The 14,296-nt window shown below is 70.7% G+C and carries 16 protein-coding genes; 4 read left to right on the top strand and 12 right to left on the bottom strand.

Going from position 1 to position 14,296, the window contains the following annotated elements; translation table 11 throughout:
- On the top strand, positions 1 to 657 hold a 657-nt coding region (locus EQG76_RS14850), incomplete at its 5' end, for a hypothetical protein (RefSeq protein ID WP_159714800.1).
- Between the two features lie 6 nt (positions 658 to 663).
- On the opposite strand, the gene EQG76_RS14855 is transcribed toward EQG76_RS14850, so the two are convergent.
- Both EQG76_RS14855 and EQG76_RS14860 read right to left on the bottom strand, forming a co-directional pair.
- Positions 664 to 2,268 carry an alkaline phosphatase family protein gene (locus EQG76_RS14855; RefSeq protein WP_159714802.1) on the bottom strand — a complete coding sequence of 535 codons (1,605 nt, stop codon included), beginning with the start codon at positions 2,266 to 2,268 and terminating at the stop codon, positions 664 to 666.
- Complete coding sequence (locus tag EQG76_RS14860; protein ID WP_159714804.1) at positions 2,265 to 2,924, bottom strand: CDP-alcohol phosphatidyltransferase family protein; 660 nt, start codon at positions 2,922 to 2,924, stop codon at positions 2,265 to 2,267. Before EQG76_RS14860 ends, EQG76_RS14855 begins: the two co-directional genes overlap by 4 nt.
- 201 nt (positions 2,925 to 3,125) lie before the next feature.
- Between EQG76_RS14860 and ribA the strand changes: the two genes are divergently transcribed.
- The 3 genes from ribA to EQG76_RS14875 are packed head-to-tail and all read left to right on the top strand — an operon-like array spanning position 3,126 to position 5,742.
- Positions 3,126 to 4,274 (top strand): GTP cyclohydrolase II, encoded by a 1,149-nt coding sequence (gene ribA / locus EQG76_RS31730; RefSeq protein ID WP_200840829.1) that lies wholly within the window; start codon positions 3,126 to 3,128, stop codon positions 4,272 to 4,274.
- The gene (locus EQG76_RS14870; RefSeq protein WP_159714806.1) at positions 4,271 to 4,876 is read left to right on the top strand and encodes a YceI family protein; all 606 of its coding nucleotides are present in this window, start codon (positions 4,271 to 4,273) and stop codon (positions 4,874 to 4,876) included. The genes ribA and EQG76_RS14870 overlap by 4 nt, the downstream gene beginning before the upstream one ends.
- Positions 4,873 to 5,742 carry a RibD family protein gene (locus EQG76_RS14875; protein ID WP_159714808.1) on the top strand — a complete coding sequence of 290 codons (870 nt, stop codon included), beginning with the start codon at positions 4,873 to 4,875 and terminating at the stop codon, positions 5,740 to 5,742. The genes EQG76_RS14870 and EQG76_RS14875 overlap by 4 nt, the downstream gene beginning before the upstream one ends.
- Here EQG76_RS14875 and EQG76_RS14880 read toward each other — a convergent pair.
- The 10 genes from EQG76_RS14880 to EQG76_RS14925 all read right to left on the bottom strand — a co-directional run.
- Positions 5,662 to 6,423 (bottom strand): class I SAM-dependent methyltransferase, encoded by a 762-nt coding sequence (locus tag EQG76_RS14880; RefSeq protein WP_159714810.1) that lies wholly within the window; start codon positions 6,421 to 6,423, stop codon positions 5,662 to 5,664. The genes EQG76_RS14875 and EQG76_RS14880 overlap by 81 nt on opposite strands.
- Positions 6,420 to 7,475, bottom strand: coding sequence for a glycosyltransferase family 4 protein (locus EQG76_RS14885; protein ID WP_235031377.1), 1,056 nt, complete (start codon positions 7,473 to 7,475; stop codon positions 6,420 to 6,422). Before EQG76_RS14885 ends, EQG76_RS14880 begins: the two co-directional genes overlap by 4 nt.
- Positions 7,468 to 7,878: a 6-pyruvoyl trahydropterin synthase family protein gene (locus EQG76_RS14890; protein WP_159714814.1), complete on the bottom strand. Its 411-nt coding sequence runs from the start codon at positions 7,876 to 7,878 to the stop codon at positions 7,468 to 7,470. The genes EQG76_RS14885 and EQG76_RS14890 overlap by 8 nt, the downstream gene beginning before the upstream one ends.
- Before the next feature lie 19 nt (positions 7,879 to 7,897).
- Positions 7,898 to 8,860 (bottom strand): zinc-dependent alcohol dehydrogenase, encoded by a 963-nt coding sequence (locus EQG76_RS14895; RefSeq protein ID WP_159714816.1) that lies wholly within the window; start codon positions 8,858 to 8,860, stop codon positions 7,898 to 7,900.
- 55 nt (positions 8,861 to 8,915) lie between these two features.
- A complete protein-coding gene (locus EQG76_RS14900) occupies positions 8,916 to 9,689 on the bottom strand; it encodes a glutamine amidotransferase (protein ID WP_159714818.1) in 774 nt (257 codons plus the stop codon).
- A 24-nt stretch (positions 9,690 to 9,713) separates the two neighbouring features.
- On the bottom strand, positions 9,714 to 10,772 hold the full coding sequence (locus tag EQG76_RS14905; protein WP_159714820.1) for a phosphotriesterase family protein: 1,059 nt from the start codon (positions 10,770 to 10,772) through the stop codon (positions 9,714 to 9,716).
- Complete coding sequence (locus EQG76_RS14910; protein ID WP_159714822.1) at positions 10,769 to 11,764, bottom strand: ABC transporter permease; 996 nt, start codon at positions 11,762 to 11,764, stop codon at positions 10,769 to 10,771. Before EQG76_RS14910 ends, EQG76_RS14905 begins: the two co-directional genes overlap by 4 nt.
- A complete protein-coding gene (locus EQG76_RS14915) occupies positions 11,761 to 12,561 on the bottom strand; it encodes an ATP-binding cassette domain-containing protein (RefSeq protein ID WP_159714824.1) in 801 nt (266 codons plus the stop codon). Before EQG76_RS14915 ends, EQG76_RS14910 begins: the two co-directional genes overlap by 4 nt.
- Positions 12,558 to 13,505, bottom strand: coding sequence for a substrate-binding domain-containing protein (locus EQG76_RS14920; RefSeq protein WP_159714826.1), 948 nt, complete (start codon positions 13,503 to 13,505; stop codon positions 12,558 to 12,560). Before EQG76_RS14920 ends, EQG76_RS14915 begins: the two co-directional genes overlap by 4 nt.
- A gap of 86 nt (positions 13,506 to 13,591) precedes the next feature.
- Positions 13,592 to 14,296 (bottom strand): carbohydrate kinase family protein (locus EQG76_RS14925; RefSeq protein ID WP_200840830.1); only part of this gene is annotated, 705 nt, incomplete at its 5' end.

The raw sequence follows: 14,296 nt of genomic DNA on the forward strand, positions 1-14,296 counted from the left end.
CTGATCGACCGCACCACCGCCTATGACGATCGGGACCAGGAGGTCCTGGTCGGCGGGCTGGAGCGCTTCTTCGGCGAGCTCGGCACCGGGGACCGGCTGCTGCTCTACACGATCGGCGCCAGCCCCGCCGACAGCCGGCGGCTGTTCGACCGCTGCGTGCCGGGCTGCCCGGACGAAGGGTTCCTCGACAACCTGTTCAGCAGCTGCAAGGCGATGGTGGCGCGTGCCGACCGGCAGGTCTTCACCCGCGACCTGGTGACGATGCTGGTCGACCTCCTGCACGACCAGCAGGACTACGCGGCCTCGGCCATCATCGAGACGATCCGCAGCGTCGCCGCGAGCAACCGCGCCAGCCGTCCCGCCCGGATGGTCCTGTTCTCCGACATGCTGGAGAACACCGAGCTGCTGACCTTCGAGCAGCTCCTGCGCGATGGCGCGGGGCCGGCGCTGGCACGGGTCGAGCAGGCCGGCATGGTCCCGGACCTGACGGGCATGGAGGTGGACGCGTTCGGCCTCGGCCGCAGCCATGCGAAGGACCGGCCGGCCCTGTCGGGGGAGGCCGTGCGCACGCTCACGGAGTTCTGGGAGGGCCTGTTCGGCAAGGCGGGTGCCGCCGGCATCACCATCGGCCCGGACTATGTCGAGGGTGCCGACTGAGCGGCGCTACTCGGTCCCCGGCAGGGACAGGTCGCCCACCAGGGTCGATGCCCCGCCGAATCCTTCCAGCAGCAGCAGGCGCAGCCCCTCCATGCCCATCACCGGATGATCGGGATCGGGAAACGCACCCGAAACGAGCCCGATGTCCCGGAAGGGCTGCACCAGTTCCGGCGAGGTCGCGAGCACGTGGACCGGGACGTGATGGCCCGGATCGGCCCCCAGCACGCGGGCGGCCGGCTCGTGGTCGCCCAGGATGATCGCCAGGCGCGGGCGAGGTACCGGCAGCGCCACCCAGGAGGCGATGACCTCGATGGTGCCGGCGATCGTCCTGGCATAGGCTTGCCGCAGTGCTGCCGGGTCGGCCCACAGCTCGACCGCACCCGGCCCCTCGGGCATCCGGCCGGCAAAGGCGCTGCCGTCGCCCAGCGCATCCCATGGCAGGAGCGGCGGCACGGGCGGGGTGAAGGGGGCGTGGCTGCCGACCAGCGCCACCTGACCATACCAGGCATCTGCCCCTTCCGGCGGACCGGCCAGCAGCTCCTCGACCCTTCCCAGGGTGAACTGGTCCGGCATAGTGACATAGCCCGGGCGGGGGCCGGCATAGTCGAGCCCGTCGGCGAACAGCAGCCGGTCGAAGCCCAGGTTTAGCGCTTCCGGAAAGGGCCGCACGATCGCCGGCTGCACCATCACCGTCGCATGGCCGGCCCGGCGGAACAGATGCGCCAGGTCGGCATCGGCCGACTGCAGGTAGACCCGCCAGCCGCCCTGCCCGGTGGTGGGGATGCCCGAGGCCACCGTCGCGTGCGCCAGCCAGGACTGGCCGCCGACCGTGGGCGAATGGAGGAAGCCGGAAACCAGGGTCTTGCCGCCCTGTCCGGCTGCTGCCGCCAGCCGTTCCAGCGGCGGCCGGGCCAGGGCCGCCACGTCCGGCTGGTCGAAGGCCGAGCGGCCATAGGATTCGACAAACACCACGAGCACGTCGACCCCGGCCAGCCCTGGGAACAGCCGGGCGGGTGCTGCGGTACGCCAGGGGTCGGCGGCCCGCGCCTCGGCAAAGCGCTGCTCGGCCGCCCGGGCCTGGACGGTCCGGTCGACCTGCCTGACCAACTGGTCCAGGCCGAACCCGGAGAGCGGTCCACCGGCCAGCCAGAGGCCCACCAGCGCCACCGCCGGCAGCGCGGCCAGCCTCGGCAGCCGGGCCGCGGCATCGATGCCATGGACGAGCGGCCAGGAGAGCAGGAGCAGGCAGGAGGCGCCCAGCGCCATCGCGGCCGCCGCGGGTACCAGGCGCCAGCCCCCCGAGCCGACTTCCAGCAGCGGCACCACCAGCTCCAGGTCGGTCGCCAGGACCAGCTCGCGGCCGAACCAGAGCCAGACCAGCCGGTCGACGATCCGGACGAGGATCAACATGGCGAGGCAGGCGCCCATCGCCCTGGCGGGCCAGGCACCCAGCCGCCGGCCGCACAGGATGGCGAGCAGCACGGCCAGCACGAACTCGACCGGCGGCCGCCAGAACCAGGGCTGGGCCGCCTCGGCCAGCGAGCCCGGCAGATTCAGGCTGAGGCTGGCCAGCAGCAGGGCCGCCAGGAACAGCCAGGGGCGGCCGATCACGCCGCTGCCCCCGGGACCCGTCGCTGCTGCCACTGGTGGGTGAGGTCGATCAGGAAGGACGCGGCCAGCAGCAGCACGGCCAGCAAGGCCGCCGGGACCGCCAGGCGCGATCCTGCCAGCGGCCAGGGGACGGCCAGCAGCAGGAAGATCGGCAGCGCGCACAGGACGCGGCGGCGCAGCGAGGGCGGCAGCGGTCGCTGGAGCCAGGGCAGGGCTCGCCCAGCCAGGAGCCAGGCCGGGCGCAGGAGCGGTGCCGCCAGCACGATCGGGCCCGCGACTGGTATCGCGGCCAAGCTCGCGGCGCCGAGCAGCACCGCATCGGTCTCCAGGTCGAACCGCGCCCCGAACCTCGTGGCGGTGGCGGTGCGCCGGGCGATCCAGCCATCGGCCGCATCGGTGCTCAGCGCCAGCAGCAGCAGGCCCGCGACTAGCCCGCCCGGGGGGCTGCCGCACAGCACGCTGACGCCGATGCCGATCGCCATGCCGAGCCTGATGCCGGTCACCAGGTCGGCTGGCCCCGGGCCGTCGCTGGACGGGTGGCTGGCTGCCGCCAGCACCAGCAGGGCCGAGGTCGAAGCCAGCAGCACGACCGGCAGCAGCGTCCCTGCGCCCATCACCGCGGCGGCCGCGGTGGCGGCCAAAACCAGCTCAGCCAACAGGCCCCCGAGTATCCAGGAAGCGCGATTCGCGTTGGTCAGGCTGGTGATCGGCGAGACTCCCTGGATCATGTGCGGGCATAACGACATGGCGCACGCGCCGGCCGGTTTTCAATGGAAAAGCCGGGCTGGCGCGTGCGGGACGCACTGCCCACTTAGCGTGGTACGCGTTTCGGATTCAGTCGGATCTCGGGGAAAAGAATGCTCGGGCGGAGCGAGAAGGCGGACCAGGTCCCCGCAGCCAGCGAGTCGATCCGGCGCCGGGTGCGGCTGGCGGCAGCCGAGGCGGTGCTGCGTGAAGGCGGGATCGTTCGGATCGCGGCACTCGGGCAGCCAGAGGTCGACTGCGTGGCACTCGACGGGGCCGGCACCGAGGCCTCGCTGGCCTTTGCTCGGAGCTCCGGGCCGACGGTCCGCATGGTGCTGACCGCATCGCGCGCCCGAGCACTCGGGCTGGATGCGGGCGGTGCCGTCTGCGTGGCGCTGACCGTGCCGTGCGCGGGCGGTGCTAAGCTGCTGGAAACCCTGGCCGGGCTGCCGGTCGGCGGCAGGCGGCCGGTGGTTCTGCCCGAGCTGGCGCTGGAGCCGGCCAGCCGGGCCGAGGCCGCCGCGGTCGACATCGCCAAGCGCGCCTCCCTCCTGCCTGCCCTGGTGGTGGCGCCGGTGACCGAGCGCGAGGTCGACGTGATCGTCGAGATCGAGGTGGACGAGGTCGAGACGGCCACGATCGACCCGCCGCTCGTGCCCACCGTCCAGGCCGAGCTGCCGATCAGCCTGACCGAGAGCGCCCGAGTCGTGGCATTCCGTGCCCCGGACGTCGCTTATGAGCATGTGGCCCTGGTGGTGGGCGAACTCGGCAGTGCTGCCCAGCCGCTGGTGCGGCTCCATTCGGAGTGCCTGACCGGCGACGTGTTCGGCTCGCTGCGCTGCGATTGCGGCCCGCAACTCCAGGCGGCCCTCGCCCAGATGGCGCAGGAAGGTGCCGGGGCCCTGCTCTATCTGCGCCAGGAAGGCCGCGGTATCGGCCTCACCAACAAGCTGCGTGCCTACCGGCTCCAGGAAACCGGCCTCGACACGCTGGATGCCAACACCCATCTGGGCTTCGAGGCGGACGAACGCGACTTCCGGACGGCGGCGCGCATGCTCCAGGCCCTGGGGCTACGCCAGGTACGCCTGCTGACCAACAACCCGCAAAAGGTGCGTACCCTCGCCCGCTACGGCGTGGACGTGACCGAGCGCGTGCCGTTGTCGGTCGCTGCGAACCGGCACAATCTCCGCTATCTTCAGACCAAGACGCAGCGTGCCGGACATCTCGGGCTGCCGGCGGTGAACGACGAGGATGGCGGATGAGGCGACCGGTCGGCCTGCTCGCGTGCCTGCTGATGCTCGCGGGCGTGATGATGGTGCCGAAGACCGGTGATGCCGGCACCCGCTGGCGGCTCGATCCCGAGCACACCACGGTGATGTTCGAGGCGCCGCATATCGGCTACGCCCGCATCTTCGGCCTGTTCCAGCGGGTCGAGGGCGAGTTCGACTTCGACGAGACGACCCGCGCCCTCACCTATCTGCGGATCAAGGTCGACCTGGACAGCGTGTTCACCAACAACCAGCGGCGCGACCGCCACCTGCGCTCGGCGGATTTCCTCGACGCCTATGACCACCGAATCGCCGAGTTCGTGATGACCGATGCCGATCCGGCCTCTGACACGACCGGGCAGATCATCGGCGACCTGCGCTTTCGCGGCGTGACCAGGCCCATCACCCTGGACGTCACGCTCAACCGAATCGCACCCTATCCGTTCGGCGGGAACTACGTCCTGGGTGCCTCGGCCACCACGGTGATCCGCCGGTCCGACTTCGGCAGCAGCTACGGCGTCGCGGAGGGCTGGGTGCCCGACGAGATCCCGGTGCGGATCGAGATCGAGGCGATCAGGGAGGATCCGGCACGTTGACGCGGGCGGCATCCGACCGGCGCTGGATCGCCCTGCTCGAGAGCCGCGCCACCGGCCGGCCGCTGCCGGAGGACGCGGCCGCATGGATCGGGCTGTTCGGCCTCTATCGCGACCAACTGCAGGCACGGACCGCCGACAGGCTCCATGTCGTGGCCCATCTCGGCCAGAGTTTGGACGGGCGGATCGCCACGGCAAGCGGCCACTCCGCCTACGTGACCGGGCCGGAGGACCTCGTCCATATGCACCGGCTGCGCGCTCTGGCCGATGCGGTGCTGGTTGGCGGCGGCACGGTGTTTCACGACGACCCGCAGCTCACCGTGCGCCTGTGCGACGGCCCCTCGCCGACGCGGGTGGTGCTCGATCCCTGGCGCCGGCTGGAGACCGGCTACCGGGTCTTCCAGGACCGGGCCAGCCAGACCCTGCTCCTGACCCGCCCGGAGAACCTGGATGGCGGCCGGCACGGGCATGCGGAGGTCGTGGCGGTGCAGCCCGGCAGCGACGGTGCCGCCTACTGCCCACGCTCCGTCCTCCGGGCACTCGCTGCCGTGGGCCTGCGCCGACTGCTGATCGAGGGCGGCGGCGCCACGGTGGCGTGCTTCTGGCAGCATGACTGCCTGGACCGGCTCGACCTGTGCGTGGCGCCGGTCGTGATCGGCCAGGGCCGCGACGCGCTGCCCCTGCCCTCGGCCATGTCGATGCAGGATGCCGAGCGCTTTCAGCCGGAATGCCTGCCGCTGGGCGAAGACCGCCTCTACGTCCTTCGCCGGGCGCGGCGGCCGGTAGGGCTAGGGCCAGGGCAGGAACAGGAGGTCGCGATGGCCGACCCGAAGGCCGGTGGTGCGCAGGTGGCGTCGCTCCCGCCATGATCTTGGGGCGGCCGCCGCATCAGCGATGCCGTCGATCATCGCGTGGAGCATCGGGCCATCCGCCTCACCCAGCCGCCAGGGCGAGCTGGCGGACAGCACGTGGCCATGACCCTCGAGCCGCTGGGCCAGAACCTGGTGGGCATCGGCGCCGAGTGCCGGGCCGAAGCCCTTGTCGCGCCGCATGTCGGCGCTGAACGCCGCCAGCACCTCGGCGTCGCCCTCGAGCGGCGGCGCGAAGGCGAGCTCGCCGTCAACCGTCAGGCCGATCCAGGCGGCGCACCGATGGCGGCGCAGCAGCCCGGCCAGCCGGTCGAGCCAGGCGGCGGAGACCAGATCGATCAGGGCGGAGGCGGTGACCAGATCCACCCCTTCGCTCACCACCGCCTCCAGGTCGCGCGCCAGGTCCAGCTCGCGATAGACGATGCGCCAGTCCGCCGGAAGACGACCGGTGCCAGCCGCCACCAGGGCCGGATCGTGCTCGACCAGGGTCCAGCGCGCATCGTCCGGCAGGAAGGGGCTCAGTGCCCGCCAGGCGCTGCCCGTACCGGCCCCCAGATCGACCACCCGCAGCCCGCTGCGCCCGGCGGACCAAGTGGCCAGGGCCCGGAGCAACTCAGGTGCGCGGGCGGAGGCGTCATGAGGCTCGCGCAGCTCCAGCCAGCCAGCGGCAAAGCCGGTCAAGCTCGTGCCACCCGGTCGAGCGCAGCGGCCACGGCGGCAGCGCAGGCGGCCCAGTCCGGCAGGCGGGCACGGGCGGTGAGCGCCGCCGTCCGCAACCGATGGCGCCGGTCGGGTCCGGCCAGGACAGAGGACAGTGCCAGCGCCAACTCGTCCGGACGGTCCGGCGGCACCAGCACGGCCGCATCAGGGTGCATCCAGTCGGCGACCGCCCCGCCGGCCACCGCGACCACCGGCAGGCCAGCCGCGGCCGCCTCGGCCAGCGCCATGCCGAACCCTTCATAACGCGAGCTGGAAACGAACAGGTCGCTGCGATGGAGGAGTGCGCGCAGCTCGTCGGCGGCCACCTCGCCCGCGAGCGTCACCCGTTCCGACAGCCCATGCCGCCTGATCGTGGCCCGCAACCGGTCGGCCTCGAAGGGGTCGCGCGTGAGGCTCCCGGCGATCACCAGCCGCCAGGGCAGGTCTCCGAGGCTCGCCAGGGCATCGACCAGGGCCGGAAAATCCTTGCGCGGCAGGACCGAGCCCACCGCCAGCAATGCCGGGGCAGCATCGCCCGAGCCCACCGCCGCCGGCAGCGGGTCGGTGCCGGGCAGGGCGACGGCCAGCCTGGCCTCGGCCACGCTGAACGCGGTCGCCAGTGTTTGCGCAGTGGTGGTGGAGGTGACTACCACATGGCGGGCATGGCCAAGCGCTGCGCGCTCACTCTCGACCAGCCGCTCCGCCACTTGCGGGGAGAGCCCGGTCTCGTAGCCCAGCGGATGATGGACCAGGGCCACCAGGCGCAGCCGTGCAGCGTGCCGGGCCGCCACCTCCGGCATGGCGCCGAACGCCAGGCCGTCGACCATGACCGGCATGTCGTCGGGCAGGTCTGCCAGCAACCGATCGGTTGCCGCGAGCTCCGCGGCATCGGGAAACGGAAAGCCATCCGGCAGGCGCACCGGCCGCACCTGCCAGCCCTGCCGGGGCAGCTCGGCGGCTAGGCGGCGGTCATAAAGATAGCCGCCGGTGCGCTGGTCCGGGTCGCCCGGGATGGCGAAGGCGAATTCAGCCACGCCCCTGGACCGGCGCCTTGTAGCCGGCTCGGGCGACATGGCTCTCGTGCAGCTCGACCCCCACCGCGGTCACCTGGTCGGAGCCGGGGCCTAGCTCACCGGCTGCCAGCGCATCGACGAAACGGCCCCAGATCCAGCGCGACAGGAACTCCGTGGTGGTGTTCTTGCCCGCGAACATGTCGAGCTCATCCAGGTTCTGGTAGTTGATCTCGGCGCAGACCGCCTTCAGCCGGTCGATCGCCCGGCCGATATCGACCACGATGCCGTCATCGTCGATTTCCGGGCGCTCGAAAGTCACGTCGACCACGAAGGTGGCACCATGCAGCTTCTGTGCCGGGCCGAACACCTCGCCCCGGAAGCTGTGGGCGATCATCACGTGGTCGCGGACGGTGACGCTGTACATCGGTCGAGGCCTCTCCTGGCTATTGGCTGCCGGCATAGACGATCAGCGGGGCACGGCCGTCGTCCGGGTCCAGGAGCCTCGTCAGCGCCTGGGCCGGCAGCTGGTCGAAGGGTAGTGGCGGCCCGATCAGCGCGTCCAGGGCAGGGTCCGCCAGCAGCCGGGCGGCACGGCGCCGGCGCTCGGCATGGTCGACCCGGGCGCGCATCGCTGGTGCTATGGCACCTACCTGGGAGGAGACCAGGCGCAGCCGCTGGCTGTGGAAGGCGCGGCCGAGCGCCACCGGCGCGGTGTGCTGCCCGTACCAGGACAGGACCAGCAGGGTCGCTTCCCGCCCGCAGGCGGAGAGCGCCGGCTCCAGCGCCTCCGGCCGGCCGGTCGCCTCGACCACCAGGTCGCAGCCCGTGACCGGTGCGTCGGCGAACGGGACGTCCAGGGCATCGGCGAGCGCCCGACGCCCGGGATCGCGGTCGGTCAGGACGATCTCGACCCCCGGTGTCTGCCGGGCGATCCGGGCGAACAGGCAGCCCACCACCCCGGCACCCAGCACCAGAACGCGCATGCCCGGCATCAGCGGCGCGTCCCAGGCGGCATTGAGGGCGGTTTCCAGGTTGGCGAGCAGCACGGCCCGCTCGGGCGGCACCCCGTCCGGGAGCGGGGTCAGCGCATCGGCATCCGCGACAGCGAAGCGCTCCTGGTGCGGGTGGAGGGTGAAGACCGTCCGGCCCTGCCAGTCGGCAGGACCACGCTCGACCAAGCCCACCACGCAGTAGCCGTACTTGATCGGGAAGGGGAAGTCGCCGGCCATGGCAGGACAGGCCATCCGCGCCCACTCGCCCGGGGGAACCGCACCGGTCGCGACCAGCCGCTCGGTCCCCCGCGAGAGAGCGCCGAACCTGGCGCGGATCAGGAACGCGCCCTCGCCCGGCACTTCCGGGCGCAGCTCGCCCTGCTCCTTGTCGATCCACCAGAACGCCCGCGCCATGCCGCCCCCGCCTCCAGGTTCAGCATGGCGCGCCGCATTGGGCCTGGACAGCGGGTCAAGCCTTGCCGGTCAGCCAAGCCAGGCACTGCCGCCAGAGCTGGCCATAGCCCGGCCACTGCACGAAGCTCTCGGGCAGCCAGTGCGGGCCGATGTCCGAGGTCCAGGCGAGCGTGCGGCCCTGGCCATAGCCGCCGGCCACCAGCAGCGGGTGGCTGCCCTGGTCGGCCGGCGTGCGCGCCAGGAGCTGCACGCCCGGTTCGTTCTTCACCACCACCTCGTTGATGCCGAGCAGCACCGGCCAGTCGGCGGGCAGGCCCTGGAGGATCGGGTGGTCCGGCTCGACGATCTCCGGCGAGAAGCCCTCCGGGATCTCGATACGGTCGTCCACCTGCAGGCAGGTGACCGGCAGCACCTCCTCCACCGCGGTCCGGCCGTAGCGGGCCGCACCGTTGATGCCCTGGAAGGACAGGTAGCCGCCGATCATGAACAGGCCGCCGCCCATCTCCACATAGTCGCGCAGCAGCTTCAGCCGGTTCGGCACGGTCTTGCCGTGCAGCCAGACATCGGGGTGCAGGAGCAGCGAGTTGGCGCCGATGTCGGACAGGATCACGGTGTCGTAGCGCTGCAGATCCTCGAGGCTGAGCGGAAAGGCGGTCTGCGCTTCGTGCGAGGGCATGTAGCGCAGGGCGAACTCGCTGTCGGACAGCGCCTTGACCAGTGGCTCGGCACCCAGATGGAAGGTGGTCGAGTTGAACTGGTCGAAGCCCTTAGTGTGGACGGCGGAGGTCGACCAGCTTTCACCGGCCAGGAGGACGTTCTTCTTCGACATCGAGAACTCCAAAGGGCTTCTTCGTCAGGTGGTGGCGTCGAATGCGCTGCGCGGATTGTGGACCAGCATGCGCTGGATGGCATCCTCCGAAACGCTATGACGGCGCAGGCGCGGCACGAAATGGCGCAGCACGAAGGCGTAGCCGTTGCCGCCATAGGCGGTGAGCATGTTCTTCAGGAACACGTCCTGCGAGAGCAGCAGCTTGTGGCCGTAGCCGCCGTCAACGAGGCGGCGGATGGCACGGGCATATTCCTCGTCCGAGGGGCACTGCACGCCCTGGTCGGCATAGAAGAAGTCCATGCCGATCATGTCGTACTCGATGAAGGCGCCCCGGTCGGCACAGGCCTTCTGGTAGGCGGGATCGTCGAAGGACGGGTTCATGTGGCAGAGGATGGTGTGGTTGGGATCCGCACCCTCCGCCTCGATCAGATCGAGCACCGGAAGGCCCAGGCGGAACCAGCCGGGCAGGTGGACCATCAGGGGCAGCCCCGTCCGCTTCTGCGCCCTGGCCGCCCCCTGAAGCGACTTGCGCTCCTCGGGCGTGAAGTCAGAGCTGACCCCGATCTCGCCGATCAGCCCGATCCGGACCCCGTCGATGCCTTCCAGCGCTTCCTGGACGATCTGATCGGCCACGTCGTCCACCGACATGGCCGCGAGTTCCGGCGGATGCGAGCTCTGCAGGTAGTAGCCCGAGCCCATCACGATCTGCAGGCCGGTGGCCAGCGCGATCCGCTGCAGTGCTGCCGGATTGCGGCCGATGCCGCGGCAGGTCGGGTCGACCACCGTGGCGCCGCCGGCCCGGCGGAATGCCTTCAGCTCCTCGATCGCCAGCGCCTCGTCGTCCAGCCCGCAATTGTGCAGGTTGACGAACGGGTCCTGGCGCAGCTCGGACAAGATGCCGATCTCGACCTTGCCATGCGCCAGATACTGCCGCTCGGGTTCCTTGGGCGGATTCCACCAGCAGCGGCAGTCGTTGAGGATATGCTCGTGCGGGAGCGTGATGCCCATCCGCTCGGACGGGATCGGCCCGGCCACGGTCATGACCTGGCCCGAGCCGACATGGGCCGGGGATAGCTCGCTCATCGCCTGCGTCCGCCTCGGAAGACCTTGGTGTTGAGCCAGATGGCGGCCAGGATGATCAGGCCGGTCACGATCTGGGTGAAGAAGGGCGAGATGTGCGCCAGGATCAGGCCGTTGCCGATCACGGCGATGGTGAGGGCGCCCAGGCAGGTGCCGAGGATGCTGCCGCGCCCGCCCATGAGCGAGGTGCCGCCCAGCACCACCGCGGCGATCACGTCCAGCTCGAAGCCCACCGCCGCGTTGGAGGAGCCGGAGCCCAGCCGGGCCGCGATCACGATGCCGGCCAGCGCCGCGGCGATCCCGGTCAGCACATAGACCGCCATCGTGACGCCCTGCACGCCGATGCCGGCACGGCGCGCCGCCTCGGCATTGGCGCCGATGGCGGTAACGTAGCGGCCAAAGCGGGTCGAGGACAAAGCGAGCGCGCCGGCCGCCATCACCAGTACTGCCAGGATCGCGGGGAACGGCAGGCCCAGGAACCAGCCGCGGCCGATCTGGACGAACCAGTTGTCCGACGCGATCGGAATGGAGAAGCCCTGGGTGAGGAGCAGCGCCACGCCGCGCAGGATCGACAGCCCGGCCAGCGTCACAATGAAGGCGGGGATGCCTTCCCGCGCGACGAACCAGCCCTGGAGCAGCCCCACCAGTCCGCCCAGGACCAGCATGGCCAGCACGGCGAGCGGCCAGGGCACGCCTGCCTGCAATGCGATCGCCACCAGGGCGTTGACCAGCGCCACGGTCGAGCCGACCGACAGGTCAATGCCGCCGGTCGTGATCACGAAGGTCATCGCGACCGCCACGATGATCAACGGGGCTGACTGGCGCAGGAGGTTGAGCAGGTTGGCTTGGCTCAGGAAGGCATTGGTGTTCAGGCTGAACAGCACCACCATGAGTAGGAAGAACGCCGCAATGCTGAGCACCTGGGCATGCCGGGCGAGAAAGTCATGGTAGCGCGGTCCTGTCGGCCGGCGCTCGTAGATGGGCGTCGTGCTCATGCATGGCCCTTCAGCTTCTCGGCCTTGCCGCCGACGATCAGCCCGACCAGGTCCTCCAGGTCGGTCTCCCCGATCCTGCGCTCGGCCACCTTGGTGCCCTCGTACATGACCACGATCCGGTCGCAGACCCGGAACAGATCCTGGAGGCGGTGGGTAATCAGGATGATGGAGGTGCCGCCCTCGGCCAGGCGCCGGATCAGCCGCAGTACCGCCTCGACCTCCGCCACGGCCAGCGCCGAGGTCGGCTCGTCCATGATCAGGACGCGGGGCGCGAAGGCAGCGGCACGGGCGATCGCGATCGACTGGCGCTGCCCGCCGGAGAGCTGCTCGACATAGGCGTCCAGGCTCGGCACGTGGATGTCTAGCGCATCGAGATTGCGCCTGGCTTCCTCGCGCATCCGCTGGCGGTCGAGCAGCTTCAGGCCAAGCACGGAGCGGCGGGGCTCCCGGCCCAGGAACAGGTTGCCGGCCACATCGATCGTGTCGCAGAGCGAGAGGTCCTGATAGACCATCTCGATGCCGATCGCGCGCGCCTCGGCGGGCGTGGTGTAGCCGGCAGCCTGTCCATCCACGAGGATGCGGCCCTCATCCGGCACATAGGCGCCGCTGATCACCTTGGTCAGCGTGGACTTGCCGGCCGCATTGTCCCCGACCAAGCCCAGCACCTCGCCCGGCATCAGGTCGAGATCGACACCGCGCAGCGCTTGGATCGAGCCGAACTGCTTGCGGATGCCTTCCAGCCGGACACGCGGGGTGGCAGCCGCGGCCGCGGCTGCCTGGTTGATTCCCTCGGTCACTTGAAGATTGCGCGGTAAGGCTCGACGTTGCTCTTGTCCACGATCGTGACCGGCACGTCGATCTGCTTCTCAACCGCCTCGCCCTTGGCCGCCTTGACCGCCGCCTCGACCGCGGCAGCGCCCATACCGGCCGGGTCCTGCTGGACCACGCCCACCACGTAGCCGTCGTCGATGCCCTTGATCACCGAGGCGGTGAGGTCCCAGCCGACCACCTTCACATCCGCCTGGCGGCCCTGGCTCTCCACCGCGGCGACCGCACCGACCAGGGCCGGCTCGCCGGTGGCGTAGATCGCGGTCAGGTCGGGATTGGCGGTCATCAGATTCTCGGCGGCGGACATCGCATTGTCCTGGATGTTCCGGCCGTCCACCACGCCGGCCATGGTGATGCCCTCGGCATTGGCCACCACGTCCTCGAAGCCCTTCTGGCGGACGTTCTGGATGAAGGAGTTAAGCGCGCCGACGATGCCGACCTTGGCGCTGCCGCCCATGTCGTTCTTGACGATCTCCAGGAAGCGCTCGCCCATCATCTTGCCGGCGAGCGCGTTGTCGACGCCGACCTGCGCCACCTGCGGGCCTTCAGGCAGGATCGCGTCCACCGCGACCACCGGGATCTTCGCCTCGCCCGCCGCCTGGACCGCCGGCATGATGCCGTTCACGTCGATCGCGACCACCACCAGCGCGTCGACGCCCTGGGCGATATAGGTCTCGATCGCGTTGTTCTGCGCGGCCGGGTCGTTGTTGGCGTTGAAGATCACCAGCTCGGCGCCGAGCTCGTCTGCCTTCCTCTGGGCGCCCTCGTTCATTTGGGTGAAGAACAGGGCCTGCTGGTTGATCTGCACGAGGCCGATGGTCGGCTTTTCCTGGGCCATCGGCCCGGTGCTGGCGAGACCGAGGCCGGCGGCGAGCGCCGCACCGGCGAGGAGGACGCGTCGACGAAAGGTCATGGTCCGGAACTCCCCCAACTCGACGGCGCGACTGCCGCGAGATCCTGTCTAGGCGCCGAAAACGCTAATAGGCTCGATTGAAACGTTCAAACTCCTTCTGTGGTCAGCTCGTCCGCGACTGGCCGATATTCCTGGGCACCTGGCACCAGCACCGAGCGGCTGGCGGCCAGCACGGCCAGCCGGGCCGCATCCGCTGCCGGCCAGTCCGACAGCCAGGCGGCCAGATAGGTGCCGACGAAGCAATCGCCGGCGCCGGTGCGATCTACCGGAACAACCGTGCCGGCCGGGACTCGGATGGGCCTCCGGCCGGGCTCCAATAGTGCTGCACCCTCGGCACCCAGCGTGACCACCACCGTGGCCCTGCTCGCCAGCTCACCGAGTGCCGGCAGGCAGGCAGTGGTGGACGACATGCCGGTGACGGCGCGCGCGGTGGGACCGTCCAGGAACACGAGGTCGAGCAGTTCGGCGAGCCGGCGGATCGCGGCCGGCGCGCGCAGGGCCGAGCGCAGGCCCGGGGCGTGGCAGGACAGGAGGAGGCCCCGGCTCCGTGCTGCCGGCAGGACGTCCAGCAGTTCCTCGAGCTGGTCGCCCTGGATGTGCACGCAGTGGCGCCCGGCGTGCCTCGGCAGGCTGGCCAGCCAGGCCAGGAGGTCGGCCTTGGGCACCTGCAGCGGCTCGTTGACGATGGTGCGGCTGCCTTCGGCATCGACCAGGACGATGCAGCGCGACAGGTGGCCGTCCGGCCGGCGCGAGCCTTCCGTCAGCGCCACGCCGCGGCTGGCGAGCAGGCC

Origin of the sequence: Geminicoccus flavidas, from assembly GCF_009806515.1 — a bacterium.
GTDB classification, from domain to species: Bacteria; Pseudomonadota; Alphaproteobacteria; order Geminicoccales; family Geminicoccaceae; genus Geminicoccus; species Geminicoccus flavidus.